The 21,582-nt window shown below is 70.7% G+C and carries 18 protein-coding genes; 3 read left to right on the forward strand and 15 right to left on the reverse strand.

From position 1 onward, the window contains the following. Nucleotides 1-41: 41 nt before the first annotated feature. From PHZ_RS09525 to dusB, 6 genes are all read right to left on the reverse strand, one after another. Nucleotides 42-905 (reverse strand): D-amino-acid transaminase, encoded by an 864-nt coding sequence (locus PHZ_RS09525; protein WP_012522280.1) that lies wholly within the window; start codon nucleotides 903-905, stop codon nucleotides 42-44. Between the two features lie 2 nt (nucleotides 906-907). Continuing rightward, complete coding sequence (gene ntrX / locus PHZ_RS09530) at nucleotides 908-2,299, reverse strand: nitrogen assimilation response regulator NtrX (RefSeq protein WP_012522281.1); 1,392 nt, start codon at nucleotides 2,297-2,299, stop codon at nucleotides 908-910. Nucleotides 2,300-2,312: 13 nt separating this feature from the next. Next, on the reverse strand, nucleotides 2,313-4,535 hold the full coding sequence (locus PHZ_RS09535; RefSeq protein ID WP_049758193.1) for a sensor histidine kinase NtrY-like: 2,223 nt from the start codon (nucleotides 4,533-4,535) through the stop codon (nucleotides 2,313-2,315). A 69-nt stretch (nucleotides 4,536-4,604) separates the two neighbouring features. Further along, nucleotides 4,605-6,026 (reverse strand): nitrogen regulation protein NR(I), encoded by a 1,422-nt coding sequence (gene ntrC / locus PHZ_RS09540; RefSeq protein ID WP_012522283.1) that lies wholly within the window; start codon nucleotides 6,024-6,026, stop codon nucleotides 4,605-4,607. Next, a complete protein-coding gene (locus PHZ_RS09545) occupies nucleotides 6,023-7,141 on the reverse strand; it encodes a two-component system sensor histidine kinase NtrB (protein ID WP_012522284.1) in 1,119 nt (372 codons plus the stop codon). The genes ntrC and PHZ_RS09545 overlap by 4 nt, the downstream gene beginning before the upstream one ends. Beyond that, nucleotides 7,138-8,142 (reverse strand): tRNA dihydrouridine synthase DusB, encoded by a 1,005-nt coding sequence (dusB, locus tag PHZ_RS09550; RefSeq protein ID WP_012522285.1) that lies wholly within the window; start codon nucleotides 8,140-8,142, stop codon nucleotides 7,138-7,140. Before dusB ends, PHZ_RS09545 begins: the two co-directional genes overlap by 4 nt. A 90-nt stretch (nucleotides 8,143-8,232) precedes the next feature. Here dusB and PHZ_RS09555 point away from each other — a divergent pair, with 90 nt between their 5' ends. Beyond that, nucleotides 8,233-9,378, forward strand: coding sequence for a bifunctional 2-C-methyl-D-erythritol 4-phosphate cytidylyltransferase/2-C-methyl-D-erythritol 2,4-cyclodiphosphate synthase (locus tag PHZ_RS09555; protein WP_012522286.1), 1,146 nt, complete (start codon nucleotides 8,233-8,235; stop codon nucleotides 9,376-9,378). 3 nt (nucleotides 9,379-9,381) lie between these two features. On the opposite strand, the gene PHZ_RS09560 is transcribed toward PHZ_RS09555, so the two are convergent. Further along, nucleotides 9,382-11,667 carry a spermidine synthase gene (locus PHZ_RS09560; protein WP_012522287.1) on the reverse strand — a complete coding sequence of 762 codons (2,286 nt, stop codon included), beginning with the start codon at nucleotides 11,665-11,667 and terminating at the stop codon, nucleotides 9,382-9,384. Nucleotides 11,668-11,743: 76 nt separating this feature from the next. Here PHZ_RS09560 and PHZ_RS09565 point away from each other — a divergent pair, with 76 nt between their 5' ends. Continuing rightward, nucleotides 11,744-12,235, forward strand: coding sequence for a CinA family protein (locus PHZ_RS09565; RefSeq protein ID WP_012522288.1), 492 nt, complete (start codon nucleotides 11,744-11,746; stop codon nucleotides 12,233-12,235). A 24-nt stretch (nucleotides 12,236-12,259) separates the two neighbouring features. Here the strand turns inward: PHZ_RS09565 and PHZ_RS09570 are convergent, their stop codons facing one another. Further along, nucleotides 12,260-12,733 (reverse strand): type II toxin-antitoxin system RatA family toxin, encoded by a 474-nt coding sequence (locus PHZ_RS09570; RefSeq protein ID WP_012522289.1) that lies wholly within the window; start codon nucleotides 12,731-12,733, stop codon nucleotides 12,260-12,262. A 3-nt stretch (nucleotides 12,734-12,736) separates the two neighbouring features. Next, a complete protein-coding gene (gene lipA / locus PHZ_RS09575; protein WP_012522290.1) occupies nucleotides 12,737-13,696 on the reverse strand; it encodes a lipoyl synthase in 960 nt (319 codons plus the stop codon). 146 nt (nucleotides 13,697-13,842) lie between these two features. On the opposite strand from lipA, the gene PHZ_RS09580 reads away from it, so the two are divergent. Then, nucleotides 13,843-15,396 carry an AMP-binding protein gene (locus tag PHZ_RS09580; protein ID WP_012522291.1) on the forward strand — a complete coding sequence of 518 codons (1,554 nt, stop codon included), beginning with the start codon at nucleotides 13,843-13,845 and terminating at the stop codon, nucleotides 15,394-15,396. A gap of 33 nt (nucleotides 15,397-15,429) precedes the next feature. Here PHZ_RS09580 and lpdA read toward each other — a convergent pair whose 3' ends face one another. The 6 genes from lpdA to pdhA are packed head-to-tail and all read right to left on the reverse strand — an operon-like array spanning nucleotide 15,430 to nucleotide 21,545. Next, nucleotides 15,430-16,821, reverse strand: coding sequence for a dihydrolipoyl dehydrogenase (gene lpdA / locus PHZ_RS09585; protein WP_012522292.1), 1,392 nt, complete (start codon nucleotides 16,819-16,821; stop codon nucleotides 15,430-15,432). After that, on the reverse strand, nucleotides 16,821-17,300 hold the full coding sequence (locus PHZ_RS09590; RefSeq protein ID WP_012522293.1) for a glutathione peroxidase: 480 nt from the start codon (nucleotides 17,298-17,300) through the stop codon (nucleotides 16,821-16,823). Before PHZ_RS09590 ends, lpdA begins: the two co-directional genes overlap by 1 nt. A gap of 15 nt (nucleotides 17,301-17,315) precedes the next feature. Then, on the reverse strand, nucleotides 17,316-18,656 hold the full coding sequence (locus PHZ_RS09595; RefSeq protein ID WP_012522294.1) for a pyruvate dehydrogenase complex dihydrolipoamide acetyltransferase: 1,341 nt from the start codon (nucleotides 18,654-18,656) through the stop codon (nucleotides 17,316-17,318). Further along, a complete protein-coding gene (locus PHZ_RS09600) occupies nucleotides 18,653-19,060 on the reverse strand; it encodes a GFA family protein (protein WP_012522295.1) in 408 nt (135 codons plus the stop codon). Before PHZ_RS09600 ends, PHZ_RS09595 begins: the two co-directional genes overlap by 4 nt. After that, entirely contained in the window at nucleotides 19,057-20,502 is a 1,446-nt protein-coding gene (locus PHZ_RS09605) for a pyruvate dehydrogenase complex E1 component subunit beta (protein WP_012522296.1), read from the reverse strand. The genes PHZ_RS09600 and PHZ_RS09605 overlap by 4 nt, the downstream gene beginning before the upstream one ends. Then, nucleotides 20,499-21,545 (reverse strand): pyruvate dehydrogenase (acetyl-transferring) E1 component subunit alpha, encoded by a 1,047-nt coding sequence (gene pdhA, locus PHZ_RS09610; RefSeq protein WP_012522297.1) that lies wholly within the window; start codon nucleotides 21,543-21,545, stop codon nucleotides 20,499-20,501. Before pdhA ends, PHZ_RS09605 begins: the two co-directional genes overlap by 4 nt. Between the last annotated feature and the right edge of the window lie 37 nt (nucleotides 21,546-21,582).

Genomic DNA, 21,582 nt, shown 5'->3' on the forward strand with positions numbered 1-21,582 from the left:
CTAAACAGGCTTTGGCGACGGGCGCAATCGCGGGCGGACGATCAGACGGACCGCGCCTTCGCCCGCTCGATATAGAGACGCCGCAGCCGGCTCGCCACCGGGCCGGGCGACCCGTCGCCCACGGGCTTGCCGTCCACGCTGACGACCGGCAGCACGATCGTGCCCGCGCCGGTGATGAAGGCCTCCCGCGCGCTTCGCGCCTCCTCGGGCGTGAACGGGCGCTCCTCGACCTTCAGGCCGGCTTCGCGGATCACCTCCATGAGGCTGAGGCGGGTCACCCCGCGCAGGATGTTGGCGTTGGTGTCGCGGGTCCGCAGCACGCCGTCTCCGTCCACGATCCAGGCGTTGGAGGACGCGCCCTCGGTGACGAGGCCCAGCTCGTCGACGAACCAGGCCTCCACGGCCCCGGCCTCGCGCGCCTTCTGCTTGGCCAGCACGTTCGGCAGCAGGCCGACCGTCTTGATGTCGCAGCGGCCCCAGCGGTTCTCGGGGGTGGTGACGACGCCCACGCCCCGGGCCGCCCGGGCCTCGGCCGCGGCGCGGTCGACGCGGCTGGCCGTGACGATCACAGCCGGCCGGACGCCCTCGGCGGGGAAGGCGTGGTCCCGGGGCGCGACGCCGCGGCTGACCTGCAGGTAGAGCAGCCCCTCGCGGATGCGGTTGCGCCGCAGGGTTTCCTTCAGGACCAGCGTCAGGGCCGCGCGGCTCATGGGCATGACGATGCCGAGTTCGGCCAGGCTGCGCTCCAGGCGCGCGAAGTGCCCCTCGGCGTCGGCCAGCCGGCCGTCGAACACCGCCCAGACCTCGTAGACCGCGTCGGCGAACTGATAGCCGCGGTCCTCGATGTGGACGAACGCCTCCCCGTGGGGAACGAAGCGGCCGTTGACGTAGGCGATGCGGCCCAAGCTCAGGCCTCCTCGGTCTCGAGGGGGCGGGCACCGGAGAGCCCCAGCGACTTCAGCTTCCGGTGCAGGGCCGAACGCTCCATGCCGATGAAGGCGGCGGTGCGGCTGATGTTGCCCGAGAAGCGGAGCATCTGGGCGTTCAGGTACTCGCGCTCGAACACCTCGCGGGCCTCGCGCAGCGGCAGGGCGATGATCCGCTCGGCGCCGAACGAGCCGGCCTGGTCGCTGACGGAAGCCTCGGGCGGCAGCATCTCGGCGGTGATCGGCTCGGACGGCGCGCCCGACGCCAGGATCAGCATCCGCTCCACGTTGTTGCGCAGCTGGCGCAGGTTGCCGGGCCAGGCGCGCACCTGGAGCATGGCGAGCGCGTCGTCGGACAGCCGCCGCCGCGGCAGGCCGGTGGCGTCGCAGATGCGGGTGATGAAGTCGTCGATCAGCTCGGGGATGTCCTCGCGCCGCTCGGCCAGGCCCGGCACGTTCACCGGCACCACGTTCAGGCGGTGGAACAGGTCCTCGCGGAAGCGGCCGGCGGCGATCTCCTCGCGCAGGTCCTTGGAAGTGGACGAGATCACCCGCACGTCCACCTGGACGTCCGAGTCGCCGTCCACGCGCCGGAACCGCTGCTCCACCAGCACCCGCAGGATGCGGCCCTGGGTCTCCCGCGGCATGTCGGCGACCTCGTCGAGGTAGAGCGTGCCCGCGTGGGCCCGTTCGAACACCCCGATCTTGGCCGGACGTCCGCCCTCGCCCTCCTGGCCGAACAGCTCGATGTCCATGCGCTCGGGCGTCATGCCGGCGGCGCTGATCGGCACGAACTCGTTGCGGGCCCGATGGCTGGCGTCATGGATCAGGCGCGCGACCGTCTCCTTGCCCGCGCCCGGCGGGCCCGAGATCAGGACGCGGCTGTTGGCGCCCGCGAGCTTGGCGATCATCTGGCGGAGCTGCTGGGCGGCGACCGACTTGCCGAGCAGTCCCTCAGGCGTGATGGCCTGGGCGCGCAGCCGGCGGTTCTCGCGCCGCAGGTTGGCCGCCTCCAGCGCCCGTTCCACGACCAGCAGCAGCCGGTCGGACTTGAACGGCTTCTCCAGGAACTCGTAGGCGCCGCGCTTGATGGCGCTGACCGCCGTCTCGATGTTGCCGTGGCCCGAGATCATGATCACCGGAAGGTCGGGATCGAGCTCCTTGACGAGATCGAGCAGCTCCAGGCCGTCCATCCCGCCGCCCGACATCCAGATGTCGAGGATCAGGAGCGCGGGCTTGCGCGCGCGGACCGCGGCCAGCGCCGATTCGGAGTCGTTCGCCGTCCGGACCGCATAACCCTCGTCCGAGAGGATCCCCGCGACCAGCTCGCGGATGTCCACCTCGTCGTCGACCACCAGAACGTCTGCAGCCATGCCTTCCGCCTTCTCACGTCGTCGCGGCGACGGCCGTAGCCTCGACGCGCGCGGCGCTCGCCGCCGGCAGGCGAAGGGTGGCCAGGGCCCCCTGCCCGCTCCGCGCGTCGGCGAGCTCCAGCTCGCCGCCGTGGTCTTCCAGGATTCGCTTCACGATCGCGAGGCCAAGGCCCGTGCCCTTCTCCCGCGTCGTCACATAGGGTTCGGTCAGGCGGTCGCGGTCCTTGGCCGGCAGGCCGACGCCGTTGTCCTCGACCTCGAACGCCACCTGCCCGTCGTCGGCCGCCAGGCGCGCGACGATCCGGCCCTTGAGCTTCGGCGTCCGGGCCCGCCGGGCCTCCACCGCCTCGGCCGCGTTCTTGAGTACGTTGGTCAGCGCCTGGGCGATCATGCGGCTGTCCGCCAGGAGCATGGCGTCCGGCGCCGGCTCCTCCAGCTCGACCGAGATGTCGGGGCTCGCCACCCGCTGGGCGAACACGGCGGCCCGCAGCAGCTCGCTGGCGTCGGCCTTGGCGAACTTCGGCGCCGGCATCCGGGCGAAGGCCGAGAACTCGTCCACCATGCGGCCGATGTCGCCCACCTGCCGCACGATGGTGTCGGTGCAGCGGTCGAAGGTCTCGAGCTCGGCGTCGGCGATGTCCTTGCGGTACTTCTTCCGCAGGCGTTCGGCCGAGAGCTGGATCGGGGTCAGCGGGTTCTTGATCTCGTGGGCGATGCGCCGCGCCACGTCGCGCCAGGCGGCGTTGCGCTGGGCGGCGACCAGGCGGGTGATGTCGTCGAAAGTCAGCACGAGCCCGCCCTCGCTCTGGCTGGCGCGCACGCGCAGCCGGCGGTTCTCGCGCCCGCGGACGACGTCGATCTCCTCCTCGGCCTCGCCGCCCCGGCCCGCCCCGGCGGCGAGCTCGGCGAACTCGGGCGCCACGTCGGCGAGGCGGCGGCCCCGGCCGTGGTCGCCCGGCAGGTCGAGCAGCAGCGCCGCCTGGCGGTTGGCCACCGAGATGCGGCCCTTGCGGTCCAGGCCGATCACCCCGGCGCTCACCTCCGCCAGCACGGTCTCGATGAACTGGCGCCGGCTCTCGGCCTCGTCGCCGGCGCGCTTCAGCGCCTCCTGCTGGGCCTGAAGATCATGCGTCATGCTGTTGAAAGCGCGGGACAACACCGCGATCTCGTCCGGGTCGGACTCGGCGTCCACCCGGGCGCTGAGGTCGCCGCCGGCCACCCGTCCCGCGGCCTGCACCAGCCGGGCGATGGGCGCTGACAGCGCGTTGGCGGCGCCCAGCCCCAGCCACACCGCCCCAACCAGCACCAGCAGCGCCGTCTCGGCGTAGCTCAGGACGAAGATCGCCTGGATGCGCTCGCGGTTCTGGGCCACGTCGCGGTACGAGACGAGCGAGCCCTCGGCGTTGCGGAGGTTGACGACGATCCCCTCCCGCAGCGGCCGGGCGATGTAGAGGTAGAGGTCCTCGTAGGCGTTCAGGCGGTAGACCGCCCGCATGACGTCGCCGCCGGTGAAGTCGGGAATGTAGATCTCGCCGGTGTCGGCGGCTTCGAAGCTGGCGGCCGAGGGCGGCGTGAAGGGCGGCGCCTCGTCGCTTTCGGCCCTGGCCAGCACCCGGCCGCGGCCGTCCACCAGATAGGCCGCCGAGAACGCGTGATACGACGCCAGCGCGCCCAGGTAGCTGCTGACCTGCCCGGGGTTCTCCTGCAGGGCGTCGGCCTCGCGGTTGAGGTCGGCGGCCATCGGCGTGACGTGGTCGCGGATGTACTGGATCTGCTCGTCCACATAGGTCCGAAGCACGGTGGCCGAGGTCTCGACGACCGTCTGGACCCGCGCGCTGAACCAGTTCTCGACGCCCCGGCTGACCAGCACGCCGTAGAAGATGAACACCACGGCCGCCGGCACGACCGCCGCCAGGGCGAACAGGCGGACGAAGCGGACGTGCAGGCGCGCCCCGGCGTCCTCGGCGCGGGCCCGGACCAGCTCCATGATCCTCAGGCCCACCGCCGCGATCAGCAGCAGGATGAGGATCAGGTTCAGGCCCAGCAGGGTCAAGATCAGCCGGCTGGCGGGCCCCAGCGGCCCCGTCTGCGGCGGCGAGGCGGCCAGGATGATGGCCAGCACCGTCAGGCCGACGGCCACCCCGTAGCCGACGCCGAGCACCACCTTGGACTGCAGCGTGCGGCGCATCCAGGCCAGCGCCTGGGGCGCGAACGCGGGGTTGATAGGCAACGCCATTGCGTCGGGAGCCTAAGGGACTGTGCTCCGAACTCAACAGCTATGTTGCGCCGATGCTTCACACAGCCGTCAGCGACGGCCGCGGCTCATCTCCACGCCCAGGTCCTGGATCTTCTTGCGCAGGGTGTTGCGGTTGAGGCCCAGGATCTCCGCCGCCCGGACCTGGTTGCCCCGCGTGGCGGCGAGCGTGAGCTGGATCAGCGGCCGCTCCACCTCCTCCAGCACGCGATCGTAGAGGCCCGGCGGGGGAATGCCGTCCGGCTGGTCGGCGAAATAGGTCGAGAGCTTCTGCTCGACGAGCTGGGCCAGGGTGGCCGGCCCCTCCTGCCCCTGGACGACCGGCTGCTGGTCGGCCAGCTCGCGCTCGATGATCCGCGCCGAGATCAGGTCCTCGCCGTAAAGGGCGCAGATCCGGCGCACCAGGTTCTCGAGCTCGCGCACGTTCCCCGGCCAGGGATGGCGCTTGAGGCGCTCCAGGGCGCCCGAATCGATGGTCTTGGCGGGCAGGCCCTCGCGGTTGGCGCGCAGCAGGAAGGCCCGCGCCAGGTCCGGGATGTCCTCGACCCGGTCGCGAAGGGGCGGCAGGCGCAGCGGGGCGACGTTCAGGCGGAAGAACAGGTCCTCGCGGAACAGACCCTGCTGGATCAGCGCCCGCAGGTCGCGGTTGGTGGCGGCGATGATCCGCATGTTCGGCCGGCGGCCGGTCTTGGGATTCACCGTCGGCTCCGAGCCGTCGATCACCCGCAGGAGGCGGGTCTGGGCGTCGAGCGGCATGTCGCCGATCTCGTCCAGGAACAGCGTCCCGCCGTCGGCCTCGACCAGCTTGCCGTGGTCGCCGTCCTCCTTGCCGAACAGCTCGGCCTCGACGCGCTCGCGGGGCGTGGCGGCCAGGTTGATGACCACGAACTTGCCGTCGCGGCGGCGGCCCATGTCGTGCAGGGCGCGGGCGACCAGTTCCTTGCCGGTGCCGCTCTCGCCGGTGATCAGCACCGTCAGATCCGCGCCGACGAGCCGGGCGATGGTCCGGTAGACCTCCTGCATCGGCGCCGAGCGGCCGATCAGCGGCAGGCGGTCGTCGCGCACGGCCCGCGCCTGGGCCTTGGAGGCCTCGGAATCGGCCGGGCGCGACAGGGCCCGGCGGGCGGCCGAGGTCATGTCGTCGAGATCGAAGGGCTTGGGCACATATTCGAAGGCGCCGACCTCGGCTGCGTTCACGGCAGTGATCAGGTTGTTCTGGGCGCTCATCACGATCACGGGCAGCTTCGGCCGCTGCTTGCGGATGCGCGGCAGGACATCGAAGACGTTCTCGTCAGGCATCACGACGTCGGTGACGACGAGGTCGCCCTCCCCGTCGGAAACCCACTTCAGGAGCGTGGTGGCGTTGCCGGTGGCCCGGACCTGGTAGCCCAGCCGCGTGAACGCCTGGCTGAGCACGAGCCGGATCGAGGAATCGTCGTCGGCGATCAGGATCTTCTTCGACGCGGCGTTCATGCGGGCAGGTCCTCGGGCGCGGCGATGGGGAGCAGCACCCGGAAGACGGTGCGGCCCGGCTCGGATTCGAAATCGATCAGGCCGCCGTGGCCGGCGACCAGCTTGGCGACCAGAGCGAGGCCCAGCCCGGCCCCGTTCGCCTTGGAGCTGACGAAGGGCTGGAACAGGCTCTCGCGGATGTGCTCGGGCACGCCGGGGCCGTTGTCCTGGATGCGGACCTCGAGCGGCGCCCCTCGCAGGGACTGGCCGCTCGCCGAGCGCACCCGCACGCCATGGCGGTAGGCGGTGTGGATCGAGATCTCGCCGCGGCCGTCGCCGCGGGCGTGGGCCGCCTCGGCGGCGTTCTTCACGAGGTTCAGGAAGACCTGGATCAGCTGGTCCTCGTCGCCGAGCACCGGCGGCAGCGAGGGGTCGTACTTCTCCTTCAGCGTCAGGCCGTCGGCCACGCCGTTGGCGGCCAGCGCCCGCACCCGGTCGAGGATCTGGTGGATGTTGAGCGGGCTCAGCGACGGCAGCGCGTCGTCCGAGAACGCCTCCATGCGGTCCACGAGCCGCCGGACGCGGTCGGTCTCGTCGACGATCAATTGAGCCAGGGGCGCGTCCTCGGCCTTGGCGCCGGCCTTCAGCAGCTGGGCCGCGCCGCGGATGCCCGCCAACGGGTTCTTGATCTCGTGCGCCAGCATGCGGCCGAGGCCCACCAGCGAGCGCAGCCCCGCCGCCTCCTGCGGGCCGCGCTCGACGCCCAGGCCCGTCTTGACGGTCAGGGTCAGCAGGACCGAGCCGTCGCCGAGCGGGGCCGCCGCGCCGTCGGCCTCGAACGCCGGCAGGCCGAACAGGCTGATATGCACGCCGCGCTCCCGAACCCGGGCGCCCTCGTCGATGGCCCGGTTCAGCAGCGAGACCAGCGCCGAGCCCGGCGGCAGGGCGGCGCGGAAGCGCCCTCGGGCCAGCAGACCCAGGCCCTGGCCGAACAGCGCCTCGGCCGCCTCGTTGACCGCCACCAGCGCGCCGTCGGCGCTGACCACCAGCGAAGGGTCGGGACTGAGGTCGAACGCCGCCGCCTTCAGGGCGTCGGGATCTATCCCCTTGGGGTGCGTCCTCGTGTTTCCGTTCATGCCGCCAATCTCTCCGAAGCGCCCCACAGGGCCTTCAGGCCCCGCTCCACTTCAGAGGCGTCCTCCAGGCGGCACAGGGCCGCGCGCGCTTCTCGCCTGGCCTGCGGATCGGCGGGCCAGGGGGCGTTTTCGATGTAGCTCGCCAGATGCTTGCGGAAGATCCGCAGGCCCAGGCGGTCGCCGTAGAACTTCAGGCTCTCGCGGAAGTGGCTGAGGGCGATCTCCAGCCGCGCCGGAGCATCCGGCTCCTCGAAGCGGCGCCCCGCCAGCTCGGCCTCGATCTGCGCCGCGACCCAAGGCTTGCCGTAGACTCCGCGGCCGACCATCACGGCGTCCGCGCCCGAGGCCGCCAGGGCCGCCTTGGCCGTGGTCCCATCCACGATGTCGCCGTTGACGATCACCGGGATGGACACCGCCGCCTTCACCGCCCGGACGGCGCTCCAGTCGGCGGCGCCCTTGTAGAACTGGCAGCGCGTGCGGCCGTGGACCGTCACCGCCTGGACGCCGATCGCCTCGGCGGCCGCGGCGATCTCGGGGGCGTTCCGCGAGGCGTCGTCCCAGCCCAGGCGCATCTTGACGGTCACCGGCACGTCCACCGCCTCGACCGCGGCGGCCATCAGGCGGGCGGCCAGCTCGGGCTCCCGCATCAGGGCCGAGCCCGAGAGGACGCCGGTGACCTCCTTGGCCGGACAGCCGAAGTTGAGGTCGACGATCTGCGCGCCGGCCTGGGCGGCGAGGCGCGCGCCTTGCCGGATGTGTTCGGGATCGCGGCCGACGAGCTGGACGACCATCAAAGGCAGGCCCTCGCCCACCGCCGCGCGTCGGACCACGTCGGGCCGGCCCTTCGAGAACTCGGCGCACGCGACCATCTCGGTCGCCACATAGGCCGCGCCCTGGGCGCTGGCGGCCTTTCGGAACGGCAGGTCGGACACGCCGGTCATGGGCGCGATCCACGCCCGCCCGCCGACCTCGACTCCGCCGATCTTGAGCATGGTGCTCATTTTCTAATCATCCCCGACGCTGTGTTTTTAGGCAATTTGTGCGGCGCCGTAAAGCTGGAAGAAAGCGCCGCAGTCCCTTAGACCGACGCCATGAGTTTCTCGGCTGTTGTCGTGGCGGCGGGGGCCGGTCTGAGGGCCGGTCCGGGCGAACCCAAGGCCTGGCGCACCCTGGGCGGACGGGCGCTCGTGCGCTGGTCGGTGGAGGGCCTGCTGTCGGCCGGCGCGCGCGAGGTCGTGGTCGTGGTCGCCCACGATCGCCTGACGCAGGTGGACGAGGCCCTGGCGGGGCTGGTCGGCTGGCGCGCCGTCACCGGCGGCAAGACCCGGGCCGAGTCGGTGCAGGCCGGGTTGGCGGCGATCACCGCCGGCCGGACCCAACCGGTGCTGATCCACGACGCCGCGCGACCCTTCGTGACGAAGGAGCATGTCGACCGCCTGCTGAAGGCGCTGGAGGTCTCCGACGGCGCGATCCCCGCCCTGCCCGTCCCCGACACGCTGAAGCGCGGCGACGGTCTGGTGGACGAGACGGTCTCCCGCGACGGGCTCTGGCGTGCCCAGACGCCCCAGGCGTTCCGGACCGGCAAGCTGAAGGCGGCCTACCGCCTCTGGCCCACGGGCGAAGAGCCGACCGACGACGCCTCGGTCATGGAGCGGGCCGGCGGCTCGGTGGCCATGGTCCCCGGCGATCCGCTGCTGATGAAGCTGACCTATCCGCAGGACTTCCTGATGGCCGAACAACTGGCCGGCGGCCGCCGCATCGTCCGCATGGGCCAAGGGATCGACGCCCACCGCTTCGGCCCCGGCGAAGTCGTCTGGCTGTGCGGCGTCCGCATCCAGCACGACCTGGGGCTCGTGGGCCATTCCGACGCGGATTGCGGCCTCCACGCGCTCACCGATGCGGTGCTGGGCGCGATCGCCCAGGGGGACATCGGCGAGCACTTCCCGCCCTCGGACCCGCGGTGGAAGGGCGCCTCCTCCGACCGGTTCCTGAAGCATGCGGTGGACCTGGTGGGCGCGGCCGGCGGGCGGATCCTCAACGCCGACGTGACGCTCGTCTGCGAACGCCCGAAGATCCGGCCGCACCGCGACGCCATGCGGGCCCGGATCGCCGAACTGCTGGGCCTGCCGGTCGAGCGGGTCAGCGTGAAGGCCACCACGACCGAGGGCATGGGCTTCACCGGCCGCGAGGAAGGCCTGATGGCCCAGGCCGTCGTCGCGGTCGAATGCCCGCCCTGACGGCTACGGCAGCCAGGTCCAGCGGGTCTTGAGGTTGGCGTAGAGCGCCCCGGCCAGGTTCGTGTAGTCGTCGCGCCAGGGCCGGGCCAGGAACGGATTGGCGCGGGTCCAGCGCGGATCGGCCTCGAACGCGGCGAGCGCCGCGCGGTTCTTCGCCACGATCACCACGTCCTCGGCCGACTCCCAGCTGCCCTGCGGGTCCTCGTCGGGGCGGTAGTTCTGCGCCAGGGCGTAGCCGCCCGCGGCCCTGGCCACGGCCTGGGCCGGTCCCATCAGGTCGAGGTTGCGGTTCGACAGGTGCAGGATCAGCACCCCGTCGGGCGTCAGCCGCTCGAGGTAGGTCTGCACCGCCTCGACGGTCAGCAGGTGGGCCGGCACGGCGTCGGACGAGAAGGCGTCGATCAGCAGCAGGTCGAAGGTCGCCGGCGGCTGCCGGGACAGGGTGAGCCGGGCGTCGCCGATGACATAGTCCACCCGCCCCTTCGCGCACTCGGTCGTGTAGCTGAAGTGCGCCGGATCGCTCGAGACCCGCACCACCAGCGGATCGATCTCGAAGAACGTCAGGTGGTCGCCCGCGCGCGCATAGGCTGCGACCGAGCCGGTGCCGAGGCCCACGGCGCCGATGCGCATCGCCGCACGCGCGCCCTGCAGGCCCGTGAAGACCTGACCGATCGGCGTGCGCGGCGTGTAGTAGACGAGCGGGTTGCAGCGGTACGCCGGATTCAGCGCCTGGGCGCCGTGCAGCGTGGTCCCGTGCGCCAGCATCTTCACCTCCCCGCCCAGCGAGGAGACGTAGGTCTGGGACTGGCGCATCACGCCGAAGAAGCTGCGCCAGCTCTGGCGCACGTCGGTGCGGTCGGCGGCGGCCTCGGCGGCGAACGACAGCACGCCGATCACCAGGAAGAAGAACAGGGCCCGGCGCCGCACGAGGAAGGCGCAGATCACCGCCAGGATCAGCAGGGTCTTCATGCCCAGGTCGAACAGTTCGGACTGGTCGAACGCCCCCACCACGCTGGCGGTGGAGAGGTTGCCCTGGGCGAAGGTGACGGCCACCGGCGTGGCGGCCGCCGCCAGCACGCCCACCACCAGCAGCACCCATTGGCCCGGCGGGACCTTGTCGAGCCGTCCCCAGGGGCGCGCCAGGCACGAGAGCGCCAGCACCAGCGGGTACTCCCAGACGTTGGTGAAGACGACCGGCGCCACGAAGGCGTTGAACGCGCCGCCGACGACCCCGCCGATCGAGAGGCACAGGTAGAATTCGGTCAGGTGCGCCGGGTCGGGCCGGCGCGCCACCAGCCGCTGGTGGCACATCAGCGCGGTCAGGAAGAACGCGATCAGGTGCACCCCGAACTGCAGCGCGAAGAACGTCGAGCGGAACGGCAGCAGGGCCGCGCAGGCCGCCACCGCCGCCGCCTGCAGCACCAGCGTGAGCGCGGGCGAGATGGCGGGCCTGGCCTGGAAGGCGATGATGAAGGTGAGCAGGTAGAGCGCCAGGGGCAGCACCCACAGGAACGGCGCCGAGGCCACGTCCGTGGTGATGTGGGTGGTCACCCCCAGCATCAGGCTGGCCGGGATGGCGGCCAGGCCGATCCACGCCAGCCGGTCGCTCCAGCTCGCGGGGGCGACAGCTCGGGGCGGCGCCGCGGGCGCGGCGGCGCGGACCCGCGTCACCAGCAGCCCGAGGGTCGCCATCAGCAGCAGGAAGCCCAGGTAGCCGGCGCTCCAGCCGTAGCGCTGGCCCCACAGCGAGAAGGCGGGTTCCACGACCAGCGGATAGGCCAGCAGCGCCAGCAGGCTGCCCAGGTTGCTGGCGGCGTAGAGGACATAGGGCTCCTTGCCCTCGGCCTGGCCCACCGTGCGGGCGTACCAGGCCTGGACCAGCGGGGCGGTGGCCGAGAGGATGGCGAAGGGGGCGCCGATGGACAGCGCCAGCACCGCCAGCAGCCACAGGTTCGGGTGCTCCGACGAGGGCGCGCCGACCCATTCGTTCACCCGCAGCGGCAGGGCCGCGGCGGCGACCAGCAGGGCGGCGCAGTGCACGACCACCTGCCGGCCGACCGAGGCTATCCTCTGCAGGGCGTGGGCGTAGAAGTAGCCGACCAGCAGGGCCAGCTGGAAGAACGCCATGCTGGTGTTCCACACCGAGGGGCTCCCGCCCAGCAGCGGCAGGACCAGCTTGGCCACCATCGGCTGGACCAGGAAGACCAGCGCGGCGCTGGAAAAGGTCGTCACGGCGAACAGGGCCGGCGGCGCATAGGCCCGGCGGGTCCCGGCGGCGAGCGTGGTCATGTCGTCGTTAGGCCTTGATCGAAGCGGGGCTGGAATGCTTGTGGTCGAGCATTAGCGGTTAAGGGGACGTGCGCCGATGTTTTCCTTGGAGATCGTCACCCTCGCCCGGCTCCTGATCGACGAGGCGCGGCAACGATCCCTGAGAATCGTCACGGCGGAAAGCTGCACCGGCGGCCTGGTCGCCGGGGCGATCTGCTCGATCGCCGGGGCCTCCGACGTCTTCGAGCGCGGGTTCGTCACCTACTCCAACCGGGCCAAGCAGGAGTTGCTGGGCGTGCCGGGCGACCTGATCGCCGACCTGGGCGCGGTGTCCGAGCCGGTGGCGCGGATGATGGCGGAAGGCGCGCTCGAGGCCTCCAACGCCCACCTCGCCGTGGCGATCACCGGCGTGGCGGGTCCCGGCGGCGGCACGCCGATGAAGCCGGTCGGAACGGTCCACATCGCCACCGCGCGCTCCAACGAGCGGATCATGCACCGCCAGGAGCTGTTCGCGTTCGAGACCCGCGAGGAGATCCAGCTGGCCGCGGTGCAGGCGGCGCTTCAGGCGCTGAGGGACCGGCTGGCCTAGGGGCTCGCCACGGTAGCCAGCGGTTCAGCCGGGCGAAATCTCGGGCTGCGCCTTGCCATAGAGGGCCTCCGCGCGGGCCTCGAAGCAGCCCATCAGCCGCTCGACCGCATGGTGGAAGTTCGCCCGCAGCAGGCCCTCCAGCAGGCGAGACTTGAACTGGAACTCGATGTCGAACTCCACGCGCGTGCAGCCGTGGCCCGCATCGATGAAGCGCCAGCGGTTCACCAGCTTCCGGAACGGGCCCGACAGCAGGCTGACGTCGATCTGCCGGTTCAGCGTGTCGCGGCGGACGCGGGTGGCGAAACGCTCCTTCAGGAACGAGAAACCGACGGCGGCCTCGGCGTCGAGGCTGTCCACGCCTTCGCTGAGCGTGCGGGCGTTCCAGGTCCGCAGGGCCGTGACCCAGGGTACAAACTCCGGGTAGCGATCGACGTCCCCCACCAGCTGGAAGAGCTGGTCGGGCGTATAGGGCAGCGCCTTGGAGACGTGGTGCCGCAAGCCCTAGGCCGCCGATTCCTTGGCGAGGCGCGCGGCCTGCAGGCGGGCGAAGTCCTCGCCGGCGTGATGCGACGAGCGGGTGAGCGGGCTGGCCGAAACCATCAGGAAGCCTTTCGCGCGGGCGATCTCCTCCAACGCGCGGAACTCGTCCGGGTGCACGAACCGGTCGATCGGGGCGTGCTTGCGGGTCGGCTGCAGGTACTGGCCGATGGTGATGAAGTCGACGCCGGCCGAGCGCATGTCGTCCATCACCTGCATGACCTCCTCCTTGCTCTCGCCGAGGCCGACCATGATGCCGGACTTGGTGAACTGGGTAGGGTCGCGCTCCTTCACCCGCTCCAGCAGGCGCAGCGAGTGGTAGTAGCGGGCGCCGGGGCGGATCGACAGGTAGAGCCGCGGCACGGTCTCGAGGTTGTGGTTGAAGACGTCGGGCCGGGCGTCGATCACCGACTCAAGGGCGGCGACCGGCTTGCGGGCGAAGTCCGGCGTCAGGATCTCGATGGTGGTCGCCGGCGACGCGGCGCGGATCGCCCGGATCGTCTCGACGAAGTGCCAGGCGCCCCCGTCGGCCAGGTCGTCGCGGTCGACCGAGGTGACCACGACGTGCTTGAGCCCCATCTTGGCCGTGGCCTCGCCCACGCGCGCCGGCTCGTCCGGGTCGAGCGCCAGAGGCTTGCCCGTCGCCACGTTGCAGAAGGCGCAGGCCCGCGTGCAGACCTCGCCCATGATCATGAAGGTGGCGTGGCTCTTGTCCCAGCACTCGCCGATGTTGGGGCAGCCGGCCTCCTCGCACACCGTGACCAGGCGGTTGGACTTCACCACCTCGCGCGTGGCCATGTAGTTCGCCGAGCCCGGCGCCCTCACCCGCAGCCATTCCGGCTTTCGGAGGACCGGCGTGTCGGGGTTCGCCTGCTTCTCGGGGTGGCGCGGACGCGCGCCTACGGTGTCGATGACCACGGCCATGGCCCCTAGATCGTCCGTCAGAGCGCCGGGATCAAGCGGAGGATGGCCGCAGGCTGCGGCGTTCACGCTCTGTAACCGATCTTTTCATTTTAAAGTCCGACCGATAGGTTCCCGAGCCAACGAGAACAGTCCGGGAGCGTACGCCCTTGCGTTCGTTCGACAGCGCCCAGGCGCAGTCTTCCGTCTTCGACGCCCTCATCGACGCGGCGAAGACCCACGGGGCCAAGAAGCCGATCCTGGAGGACCAGGAGCGCAACCCCCTCACCTACACCGACCTGATCCGGGCCTCCTTCGCCCTCGGGCGCAAGCTGTCGGGCCTGACGAGAAAGGGCGAGCGCGTGGGCGTGATGCTGCCGTCCAGCGCGGGCGGCGTTGTCACGTTCTTCGCCCTGCACGCCTTCGGGCGCGTCCCCACCATGCTGAACTTCACGGCCGGGATCCGGAACCTGAAGGCGGCCTGCGATCTGGCCGGCGTGAAGCGGGTGCTGACCTCCCACCGCTTCGTCGAGCAGGGCAAGCTGCACGACCTGATCGACGCGCTCGAGGACCGGGCGCAGATCACCTACCTGGAGGACGTCCGCGCCACCATCGGCCTGCCCGACAAGCTGTATGCGGCGGCCGCCGGCGCCCTGCCGAAGCAGTTCCGGGCCTCCGTGGCGCCGTCGGACCCCGGCGTGATCCTCTTCACCTCGGGCAGCTTCGGCGCGCCGCGCGGGGTGGTCCTGACCCATGCGAACCTCGTGGCCAACTGCCGGCAGATCGCGACGCACATCGCGCTCGATCCGAACTGGGTGTTCTTCAACCCGCTGCCGATCTTCCACGTCTTCGGCCTGACCGGCGGGGTCCTGCTGCCGATCCTGACGGGCATGAAGGCGTTCCAGTACCCCTCGCCCCTGCACACCAAGCAGATCCCGCCGCTGATCAAGGACTCCAAGGCGGCGGTGCTGCTGGCCACCGACACCTTCGTGAACCAGTACGCCCGCGCCGCCGACTCCGACGAGCTGGCGGGCCTGAACTTCGTCGTCTGCGGGGCCGAGAAGGTGCGCGACGAGACCCACAACCTGATCGCCGAGAAGTTCGGGCCGATCCCGTTGCTGGAGGGCTACGGGGCCACCGAGGCCTCGCCGGTGATCGCGGTGAACAAGCCCACCGACAACCGCCGCGGCACCGTGGGCGGCCTCCTGCCCGGCATGGAGACGAAGCTGGAGCCGGTGGAGGGCATCCCCGGCGGCGGCAAGCTGCTGGTGCGCGGGCCCAACGTCATGGCCGGCTACCTGCGGCCCGACGGCGGCATCGACCCGCCCGCGGGCGGCTGGCACGACACCGGCGACGTGGTCTCCATCACCGACGACGGCTGGGTGAAGATCCTCGGCCGGGTGAAGCGCTTCGCCAAGGTCGGCGGCGAGATGGTCTCGCTGACCGCCGCCGAGGACCTAGCCGCGGCCGTGTGGCCTGACTGCCGCCACGCCGTGGTGGCCGTGCCCGACGCCAAGAAGGGCGAACGCCTGATCCTGGTCACCGACCGGCGGGACGCCGAGGCGGCGCCCCTGCTGGCCCACGCCCAGAAGGCAGGCGCGCCCGAACTGGCCGTGCCGCGTCGGATCATCAAGGTCCCGGAGATCCCCGTCCTCGGGACCGGCAAGACCGACTACGTGGCGCTCCAGAGGATCGTGGAAGCCGAGCTGCGGCGGGCGGCGTAAGTCCTCCCTCCCGTTCAAGGGAGGGAAGCAGCGTCAGATGTGCAGAACCCGCCCGTAGGCGTCGAGCGCGGCCTCGTGCATGGCCTCGCTCATGGTCGGGTGCGGGAAGACCGTCGCCTGGATCTCGGCCTCGGTGGCCTCCAGCGTCATCGCCATGGCGAAGCCCTGGATCATCTCGGTGACCTCATGGCCGACCATGTGGGCGCCGATCAGCGCGCCGGTCTTGCCGTCGAAGATGGTCTTCACCAGGCCGTCAGGCTCGCCGGCCGCCACCGCCTTGCCGTTCACCCGGAACGGGAAGCGGCCGACCTTGGGCTCCAGCCCCTGTTCCTTCGCCTGGGCCTCGGTCAGGCCCACCGAGGCGATCTGCGGCGTGGTGTAGGTGCAGCCCGGAATCGGCGCGGTCAGGTTCGTGGGCTTCAGGCCGGCGATGTGCTCGATGCAGTGGACGCCCTCGTGGCTCGCCTTGTGGGCCAGCCAAGGCGGGCCGGCCACGTCGCCGATGGCGTAGAGGCCGGGCACGCCGGTGGCCCCGTGCTTGTCGGTGACCACGTGGGTCTTCTCGATCTTCACACCGAGGGCCTCAAGGCCGAGGTCCTCGACGTTGCCGACGATCCCGATGGCCACGATGCAGACGTCGGCCTGCAGGGTCTCGGCCTTGCCGTCGGCCTCGATCTCCAGGCTGACGCCGCCCTTGCCCTTGGTCAGCTTCTTCACGTTGGCCGGCACGCGGAACCTGATGCCCCGCTTCTCGAAGGCCTTGCGGGCGGTCTTGGAGATCTCCTCGTCCTCCACCGGGAGGATGCGCGGCATCATCTCGATCACCGTAACTTCCGAGCCCAAGGCCCTGTAGAAGCTGGCGAACTCCATGCCGATGGCGCCGGAGCCGACGACCACCAGCGACTTGGGGGCAGCCTTGGGGACCAGGGCCTCGCGGTAGGTCCAGACCCGCTCGCCGTCCGGCTCCAGGCCGACGGCGGGGACGGTGCGCGCCCGCGCGCCGGTGGCCAGGATCACATGCTTGGCGGTCAGCTTGCGCTGGCCGACCACGACCGTCGGCGCAGGCGAGCCCTTCTCCAGCCGCGCCGTCCCCTGCACCACCTCGATCTTGTGCTTCTTCATCAGGAAGGTGACGCCCGAATTCATCTGGGCGGCGACCTTGCGGGACCGCTGGACCACGGCCTCGAAATCGAAGCCGCGCTTCTCCACCGACAGGCCGTAGTCCTTCAGGTGGTCGAGCTGTTCGTAGACCTCGCCGGACTTCAGCAGCGCCTTGGTGGGGATGCAGCCCCAGTTCAGGCAGATGCCGCCCAGCTCGGCCCGCTCCACGATGGCGGTCTTGAAGCCCAGCTGCGAGGCGCGGATGGCGGTGACGTAGCCGCCGGGGCCAGAGCCGATCACAACGACGTCGAACGCATCAGCCATCAGAGCAAAGCCTCGATCGCGCCTTCCAGCGCCTTGGGTTCAACGGTGGGGGCGAAGCGGTCCACGACCTTCCCCGACCGGTCCACGAGGAACTTGGTGAAGTTCCACTTGATGGCCTCGGTGCCCAGCACGCCCTTCTTCTCCTTCTTGAGGAAGGCGTAGAGGGGATGGGCCGTCGGGCCGTTCACATCGATCTTCCGCATCAGCGGGAAGTCGACCTCGTAGGTGAGCGAGCAGAAGGACCTGATCTCCTCAGCATCGCCCGGCTCCTGCGCGCCGAACTGGTTGCAGGGGAAGCCGAGGATCACCAGGCCGCGGTCGCGATAGCGGCGGTAGAGCGCCTCCAGCCCCTCGTACTGGCGCGTGAAGCCGCACTTGCTGGCGGTGTTCACGATCAGCAGCACCTTGCCGCGGTGGTCCGCGAGCGGCGCCGGCGCGCCGTCGATGGTCTCGGCGGTGAAGTCGTAGATGGAAGCCATCCCGGACCCTCCCGCCTAGACGATCATCGTCAGCGGCTCTTCGATCAGCGCCTTGAACGCCTGCAGCCAGCGCGCGCCGGTCGCCCCGTCCACGACCCGGTGGTCGCAGGTCAGGGTCACGGACATCAGCGTGGCGATCTCCAGCTTGTCGCCGCGCACCACGGGCCGCTTCTCGCCCGCGCCGACCGACAGGATGCAGCCCTGCGGCTCGTTGAGGATCGAGGAGAACGTCTTGATGCCGAACATCCCGAGATTGGAGACGCTGAAGGTGCCGCCTTGGAATTCCTCGGGCTTCAGCTTCTTGTTCCGCGCCCGCTCGGCCAGGTCCTTGGCCTCGGTGGCGATCTGCGCCAGGCCCTTGGTCTCGGCCTTGCGGATGATCGGCGTGATCAGGCCCCCCGGGACCGCCACGGCCATGGCGATGTCGGCGTGGTGGTGCATGGCGATGCCCTCGGGCGTGTAGGAGGCGTTCGCCTCGGGCACGCGCTTCAGGGCCACGGCCGCGGCCTTCATCACCATGTCGTTGACGCTGACTTTCACGCCTTCCTTCTCGAGCAAAGCGTTGATCCGGGCGCGGGCGGCCAGCAGGCCGTCGATCTCGAGGTCGATGGTCAGCGGGAAGTGCGGCACGTCCCGGAAGCTGTCGGTCATCCGCCGGGCGACGGTCTTGCGCATGCCGTCCAGCGGGATGAGGTCGTAGCTGCCGGGCGCGATACCCATCTGCTCCAGGCTCGCCGCCGGGCGCGGTTCGGCGCGCGCCGCCGAGGGCGCAGCGGTCGGCTGGGCCGCCGGCGCCTTCGCTTCACCGGGCTTGGTCTCGCCAGGCCGGGCTTGCTCGATGTCGGCCTTGACGATCCGGCCGTGCGGCCCGGTGCCCTTCACCGCCGAGAGGTCGACGCCCTTCTGCTCGGCCAGCCGGCGGGCAAGAGGCGAGGCGAAGATCCGCGAGCCGTCCTGCGCCCTGGCCGGCGAGGGGGCCGGCGCGGGAGCCTGGGCCGGAGTTTTGGCCGCGGCCTCGGTCTTCTCCTCGCGGGCGGCGCGGGCGCCGTCGCTCTCGGGGGTCGGCGCGGGCTTCGGCGCCTCGGCCTTCGGCTGCGGCGCCGGAGCGGCCGCCTCGCCTTCGCCGCCCAGGCGGGCGATGGGCGTGTTCACCTTCACGCCCTCGGTTCCTTCCGGCACCAGGATCTCGGAGACGACGCCTTCGTCGACCGCCTCGACCTCCATGGTGGCCTTGTCGGTCTCGATCTCGGCGATGACGTCGCCCGAGCGGACGGCGTCGCCCTGCTTCACGTGCCATTTGGCGAGGGTGCCCTCCTCCATGGTCGGAGACAGGGCGGGCATGAGGATGTCCGTCATGCGGGTTCCTTGGACAGATGGGCCAGGCCGGCGGCGTTCGCCTCCCAGTTCTGGCCGTCGAAGGCTTCGATCGCGATCTCCAGTCCCTCGACCGTATCGAGGCACCGGGCGTTGACGCTCCAGCCGTCGGGGTTGGACCTGGGGCGGTAGAAGCTCTTCACGCCGCATTCGGCGCAGAAGAGGTGCTTCGCCACCCGGCTGTTGAAGGTGTATTCGGCCAGCCTATCGGCGCCCTTGACGATGCGGAAGCGGCTCTCGGGCACGATGATGTGCACGAAGCCGGTCTTGGCGCAGATCGAGCAGTTGCAGGCCTGGGCCTCGACCCGGTCCGGCAGGGCGACCTCGAAGCGGACGCCGCCGCAGTGGCATCCGCCGGCGCGCCACTCGAAGGGCGAGCCGCTCATCGGTACGAGACCGCCTTGGCGGCCTTCACGATCCGCTCGACGGACGGCAGCGACAGGGCCTCGAGGTTCGCCGCGTAGGGCAGCGGCACGTCCTCCTGGCACACCCGCGCAGGCGGGGCGTCCAGCCAGTCGAAGGCGTGCTCCACCACGCGGGCCGCCACCTCGGCGCCGACGCCCATCGGGCCCCAGCCTTCCTCGACGGTGACCAGGCGGTTGGTCTTCTTCACGCTCTCGACGACCGTCTCGTGGTCCAGCGGGCGCAGGGTGCGCAGGTCGATGACCTCGGCCTCGATGCCCTCGGCGGCGAGCTCCTCGGCGGCCTTGAGGGCCAGGCCGACCATGCGCGAGTAGCCGACGATCGTCACGTCCTTGCCCGGCCGGCGGACCTTGGCCTTGCCGATCGGCACGACCCAGTCGATCCCCTCGGGCACGTCGAACTCCTGGCCGTAGAGCATCTCGTGCTCGAGGAAGACCACGGGGTTCGGATCCCGGATCGCGGCCTTGAGGAGGCCCTTGGCGTCGGCGGCGTCGTAGGGCGCGATCACCTTCAGGCCCGGCACGTGGGCGTACCAGGCCGCGTAGTCCTGGCTGTGCTGCGCCGCCACCCGGGCGGCCGCGCCGTTGGGCCCGCGGAAGACGACCGAGGTCTTCAGCTGGCCGCCCGACATGTAAAGGGTCTTCGCGGCGGAATTGATAATCTGATCAATCGCCTGCATCGCGAAGTTGAAGGTCATGAACTCGACGATCGGCTTCAGCCCGGCCATGCCGGCGCCGACGCCCAGGCCGGCGAAGCCGTGCTCGGTGATCGGCGTGTCGATCACCCGGCGATCGCCGAACTCGTCCAGCAGCCCGCGGCTGACCTTGTAGGCGCCCTGGTACTGGGCGACTTCCTCGCCCATCAGGAAGACGTCGGGATCGCGGCGCATCTCCTCGGCCATGGCGTCGCGCAGGGCGTCGCGGACCGTCTGCTTCACGAGCTGGACGCCCTCGGGGATCTCGGGATCGGCCAGCGGCCGGTCGGGCGTCACCGCCGCGGGGCCCTCGCCCTCGGGGCGCTCGCCCTTGGCCTCGGAGGGGCCCTTCTTCTCCTCGTCGCCCGAGGGCTCCTTCCGGAACGGCTTTTCCGCGATGGTGTCGGTCTGGACGGCTTCGGTCTGCGCCGCCTCGGTCTTGGAGGGGGCCTTGGAGGGCTGCGCGGTTCCGTCCTCGCCCTGCAGGCGGGCGATCGGAGTGTTGACCTTCACCTCCTGCGAGCCTTCCGGCACCAGGATCTCGGCCACGACGCCGTCGTCCACGGCCTCGACCTCCATGGTCGCCTTGTCGGTTTCGATCTCGGCGATCACGTCGCCGGAGCGCACCTTGTCGCCCGGCTTCACGTGCCACTTGGCGAGGGTGCCCTCCTCCATGGTGGGCGACAGGGCCGGCATCAGGATGTCGGTCATTGGGCCGCCCCCTGGGAAGCGTCGGTGTAGACGTCGGTGTAGAGTTCGGACGGGTCGGGTTCGGGGCTGGTGCGGGCGAACTCCGCCGCGTCGGCGACGATCTTCTTCACCTCGGCGTCGATCGCCTTCAGCGACGCCTCGTCGGCCCAGCCGTGCTTCTCCAGCAGCTCCTCGACGTGGTCGATCGGATCGCGGGTCTTGCGGACCTCGTCCACCTCCTCGCGGGTCCGGTACTTGGCCGGGTCGCTCATGGAGTGGCCGCGGTAGCGGTAGGTCTTCATCTCGAGGATGTAGGGGCCGTTCCCCGAGCGGGCGTGCTCGGCCGCCTTGGCCGCGGCGGCCTTCACCGCCAGCACGTCCATGCCGTCGACCTGCTCGCCAGGGATCTTGAACGACGCGCCGCGCCGGAACAGCTCGGTCTCGGACGACGACCGCTCCACCGCCGTGCCCATGGCGTACTGGTTGTTCTCGATCACGTAGACGACCGGCAGGCTCCAGAGCTCGGCCATGTTGAAGCTCTCGTAGACCTGCCCCTGGTTGGCCGCGCCGTCCCCGAAGTAGGTGAAGCTGACCTTGCCGTTGTCGCGGTACTTGTTGGCCAGCGCCAGGCCGGTGCCGAGGCTGACCTGCGCCCCCACGATGCCATGGCCGCCGTAGAAGTCGGCCTCGGTCGAGAACATGTGCATCGAGCCGCCCTTGCCCTTGGACGAGCCGCCGGCCCGGCCGGTCAGCTCGGCCATGACCTCGCGCGGGTCCATGCCGCAGGCCAGCATGTGGCCGTGGTCGCGGTAGCCGGTGATCACCTGGTCGCCCGGCTGCTTGATCGCCTGGACGCCGACCGCGATCGCCTCCTGGCCGATGTAGAGGTGGCAGAAGCCGCCGATCAGGCCCATGCCGTAAAGCTGGCCTGCACGCTCCTCGAAGCGGCGGATCAGCAGCATGTCCCTGTAGAACTTGAGAAGCTCGTCCTTGTCGGCGGCCGATCGCCCGTCCGCCCCATTGGCTTTTCGCCGACCGGCCTCACCGGTCTGCCCGCGCGCCATGCGTCTCTCCGTGATCCTTTGCAGGTAGCCGATAGAA

The sequence above is a fragment of the Phenylobacterium zucineum HLK1 genome, assembly GCF_000017265.1.
Classification (GTDB): Bacteria; Pseudomonadota; Alphaproteobacteria; order Caulobacterales; family Caulobacteraceae; genus Phenylobacterium; species Phenylobacterium zucineum.

Coding starts and splice junctions, on each gene's coding strand:
- dusB (WP_012522285.1), bottom strand. CDS start 8,142: ATGAGCACCATGCTCAAGATCGGCGGAGTCGAGGTCGGCGGGCGGGCG.
- PHZ_RS09600 (WP_012522295.1), bottom strand. CDS start 19,060: ATGAGCGGCTCGCCCTTCGAGTGGCGCGCCGGCGGATGCCACTGCGGC.
- PHZ_RS09595 (WP_012522294.1), bottom strand. CDS start 18,656: ATGACGGACATCCTCATGCCCGCCCTGTCTCCGACCATGGAGGAGGGC.
- PHZ_RS09545 (WP_012522284.1), bottom strand. CDS start 7,141: ATGAACGGAAACACGAGGACGCACCCCAAGGGGATAGATCCCGACGCC.
- PHZ_RS09560 (WP_012522287.1), bottom strand. CDS start 11,667: ATGACCACGCTCGCCGCCGGGACCCGCCGGGCCTATGCGCCGCCGGCC.
- lpdA (WP_012522292.1), bottom strand. CDS start 16,821: ATGGCTGATGCGTTCGACGTCGTTGTGATCGGCTCTGGCCCCGGCGGC.
- PHZ_RS09555 (WP_012522286.1), top strand. CDS start 8,233: ATGAGTTTCTCGGCTGTTGTCGTGGCGGCGGGGGCCGGTCTGAGGGCC.
- PHZ_RS09535 (WP_049758193.1), bottom strand. CDS start 4,535: ATGGCGTTGCCTATCAACCCCGCGTTCGCGCCCCAGGCGCTGGCCTGG.
- PHZ_RS09590 (WP_012522293.1), bottom strand. CDS start 17,300: ATGGCTTCCATCTACGACTTCACCGCCGAGACCATCGACGGCGCGCCG.
- ntrX (WP_012522281.1), bottom strand. CDS start 2,299: ATGGCTGCAGACGTTCTGGTGGTCGACGACGAGGTGGACATCCGCGAG.
- PHZ_RS09565 (WP_012522288.1), top strand. CDS start 11,744: ATGTTTTCCTTGGAGATCGTCACCCTCGCCCGGCTCCTGATCGACGAG.
- pdhA (WP_012522297.1), bottom strand. CDS start 21,545: ATGGCGCGCGGGCAGACCGGTGAGGCCGGTCGGCGAAAAGCCAATGGG.
- PHZ_RS09605 (WP_012522296.1), bottom strand. CDS start 20,502: ATGACCGACATCCTGATGCCGGCCCTGTCGCCCACCATGGAGGAGGGC.
- ntrC (WP_012522283.1), bottom strand. CDS start 6,026: ATGAACGCCGCGTCGAAGAAGATCCTGATCGCCGACGACGATTCCTCG.
- lipA (WP_012522290.1), bottom strand. CDS start 13,696: ATGGCCGTGGTCATCGACACCGTAGGCGCGCGTCCGCGCCACCCCGAG.